This window comes from Pseudomonas entomophila (assembly GCF_029478665.1).
Classification (GTDB): domain Bacteria; phylum Pseudomonadota; class Gammaproteobacteria; order Pseudomonadales; family Pseudomonadaceae; genus Aquipseudomonas; species Aquipseudomonas entomophila_F.
The window spans coordinates 1-3,365 of the sequence record NZ_JARPQB010000118.1 but is presented as its reverse complement, the minus strand read 5'-3'; the positions used below and the strand labels follow the sequence as shown (position 1 = coordinate 3,365).

Annotated in this window: 2 pseudogenes; both read right to left on the bottom strand. The window is 70.7% G+C overall.

The window, feature by feature from the left end:
- Nucleotides 1–1,816 (bottom strand): annotated as a pseudogene (locus P5705_RS26270) (AMP-binding protein); the annotation flags it as partial.
- 22 nt (nucleotides 1,817–1,838) lie between these two features.
- Nucleotides 1,839–3,302: pseudogene (locus tag P5705_RS26265) on the bottom strand (condensation domain-containing protein); the annotation flags it as partial.
- Nucleotides 3,303–3,365 lie beyond the last annotated feature (63 nt).

Below are 3,365 nucleotides of genomic sequence, written 5' to 3'. Positions count from 1 at the left end.
CGGCGGTGGTAACCGCGTGCCAGGCCCACGCCACCGAGGTACAGCTCGCCCGCCACGCCCACCGGCACCGGCGCCAGTTCGGCGTCGAGGATGTAGGTCGCCAGGTTGGCGATCGGCACACCGATCGGCACGCTGTCGCGCCCCTCCTCGCGGCAGGTCCAGTGGGTCACGTCGATCGCCGCCTCGGTCGGCCCGTACAGGTTGTACAGCCCGCTCCACGGCAGCCGCGCCAAGACCTGCTGCTGCGCGTCCACCGGCAGCGCCTCGCCACTGCAGACGATCCGCCGCAGCGAGGTGCAACGAACTACCTGAGGATCCTGCAGGAACGCCTGCAGCATCGACGCCAGAAGAACTCCCACACCGACACGTCGAAGCTGAACGGGGTCTTCTGCAGCACGCTGTCCGCCGCCGTCAGCCCGTAGGCCTCCTGCATCCAGCACAGGCGGTTGACCAGCGCGTCGTGGCGGTTGCCGGCGCCCTTGGGCTTGCCGGTGGAGCCGGAGGTGTAGATCACGTACGCCAGTTGCTGCGGCGCCGGCACCACGCCCAGGTTGGCCTCGCCATGGCCGGCCAGCCAGGCGTCCGGCTGGTCCAGCACCAGGCTGCGCACGCCCTCGCCCAGCGGCAGCTCGGCCAGCAGGTGCGCCTGGGTCAGCAGCAGTTCGATGCCGCTGTCCTCGATCATGTACGCCAGGCGCTCGCGTGGGTATTCCGGGTCCAGCGGCACGTAGGCCGCGCCGGCCTTGAGGATCGCCAGCAGGCCCACCACCATCTCCACGCTGCGCTCCACGGCGATGCCCACCAGCGCATCGGCCGTCGCGCCCTGGGCCACCAGCTCACGGGCCAGGCGGTTGGCCCGGGCGTTGAGTTCGGCGTAGCTCAGCTGCTGGCCGGCGAACGCCAGCGCCGGCGCCTGCGGGGTCGCCGCCACCTGCGCCTCGAAGCGTTGCGGCACGCTCAGGCCCAGCTCGTAATCACGGCCGGTGGCGTTCCAGCCGTGCAGCGCCTGTTCGCGCTCGGCCGGCGCCAGCAGCGCCAGTTGCCCCAGCGGCGCCTGCACATCAGCCACCAGGCCTTGCAGCAACTGTTGCCAGTGCGCGCCCAGGCGCTCGATGCTCGCCGCGTCGAACAGGTCGGTAGCGTACACCAGCGACGCCGACAGGCCCTGCTCGCCTTCGAAGGTGTTCAGGCTGAGGTCGAACTGGGTGCTGTGGCTGTCCCAGCCCAGCGCCTCGACCTGCAAGCCGTGCGGGGCGGCCATTGCCGCCGCCACCCGCTGGTGGTTGAACATCACTTGGAACAGCGGGCTGTGGCTCAGGCTGCGCTCCGGCTGCAGCGCCTCGACCAGTTGCTCGAACGGCAGGTCCTGGTGCGCCTGGGCCTCCAGGGCGGCGTTGCGCACCTGCTGCAACAGCGCCTGGAAGCTGGCCTGGCCATCGACCTCGGCCTTGAGCACCTGGGTGTTGACGAAGAAGCCCACCACGCCTTCGGTTTCCAGGCGCGTGCGGTTGGCGATCGGCACGCCGACACGGATGTCGGCCTGGCCGCTGTAGCGGTGCAGCAAGGCCTGGAACGAGGCCAGCAGCAGCATGAACAGGGTCACCTGCTCGCGCTGGGCCAACTGACGCAGGCCGTCGGCCAGCGCCGGTGCCAGGTGCAGCGCGTGGCGCGCGCCACGGTAGCTCTGCGCCGCCGGGCGTGGGCGGTCGGTGGGCAGTTCCAGCACCGGCTGTTCGCCGCCCAGCTTGGCGGTCCAGTAGGCCAGCTGGCGGGNGCGCCACCAGCTCTTCCACCAGGCGCTGCATCGACCAGCCATCGGAGACGATATGGTGCTGGGTCATCACCAGCACGTGTTCCTGCTCGGCCAGGCTCAGCAGCTCGACACGCAGCAATGGCCCCGTTGCCAGGTCGAACGGCCGTTGCAGCAATTGCTTGATCTGCGCCTCGACGTGCGCCTCGCTCGCACCGTGCAGTGCCAGCACGGGCATCGTCACGGACACCGCGTCATGGATCACCTGAAGCGGGCCCTCGGCCGTCTGGCGGAAAGTGGTGCGCAGGCTTTCGTGACGTTCGACCAGCGCGGCGAAACTGCGCTCCAGCGCCGCAACGTTCAACGTACCGCGCAGGCGCAACACCGCGGGAATGGTGTAAGCCGTGCTGTCCGGGGCGAACTGCCAGAGCAGCCATTGGCGCTGCTGGGCAAACGACAGTGGCAAGTCCTGGTCGCGGGCAACGCGGGTAATCGCCGCGACGGGCTTGCTGGCCACCCGGCCAACCGCCTGGGCGAACGCGCCCAGGGTGGCGTGCTCGAACAGTGTGCGCAGCGGCACGTCGATCGCCAGGCCCTGGGCCACGCGGGAAATGACCTGGGTGGCCAGCAGCGAATGGCCGCCCAGTTCGAAGAAGTTGTCGGCAAGGCCGACTTTCTCCAGTTTCAGTACCTCGGCCCAGATCTGCGCCAGCTGGCATTCCAGCTCACTGCGCGGCGCCTGGTAGCGCGCCTGGGCCAGGCTGGCGTCCGGCGCCGGCAGCGCCTTGCGGTCGAGCTTGCCGTTGGGGGTCAGCGGCATGCGCGCCAGCAGCATCAGCTGCGCCGGCACCATGAACTCCGGCAACGCCTCGCCCAGCGCCGCGCGCAGGGTCTCGCGCAGCGCCTGCTGGGCCTCGCCCGCCTCCACCAGCGCCGCGTCCGTCGGCACCAGGTAACCCACCAGCTGCGTGCCCAGGCCAGTGTCGCGGGTCACCACTGCCGCTTCGCGCACTTCGGCGCGGGCCAGCAACTGCGCCTCGATCTCGCCCAACTCGATGCGGAAGCCGCGAATCTTCACCTGGTGGTCGGCGCGACCGATGTATTCCAGGCGGCCCTGGCTGTCGAAGCGCGCCAGGTCGCCGGTGCGGTAGATACGTTCGCCGTCGGCGAACGGGCTGGCCAGGAAGCGCTCGGCGGTCAGCCCCGGGCGCTGGTGATAACCCCGCGCCAGGCCCGCGCCACCGATGTACAGCTCGCCGGCCACGCCGACCGGCAGCGGTTGCAGGTCGGCGTCCAGCACCAGCAGCACCGTGTTGTCCAGCGGCCGGCCCAGCAGCACCTGCGGGCTGGCCGCGTCCAGATAGTGCAGCGCCGACCAGATGGTGGTCTCGGTCGGGCCGTACAGGTTCCATACATGGCCGCAGCGCTCGATCAGCCGCGCCGCCAGGTCCGACGCCAGCGCCTCGCCGCCGCACAGCGCCTTGCACCCGGCCAGGCTCGCCGCCTGCGGGCTGTCCAGCAGCATCCGCCAGGTCGACGGGGTGGCCTGCACCACGCTGACCCGCTCGGTTTCGATCGCCGCCAGCAGGGCCTGCGGGTCGCGGGCCGTGGCCCG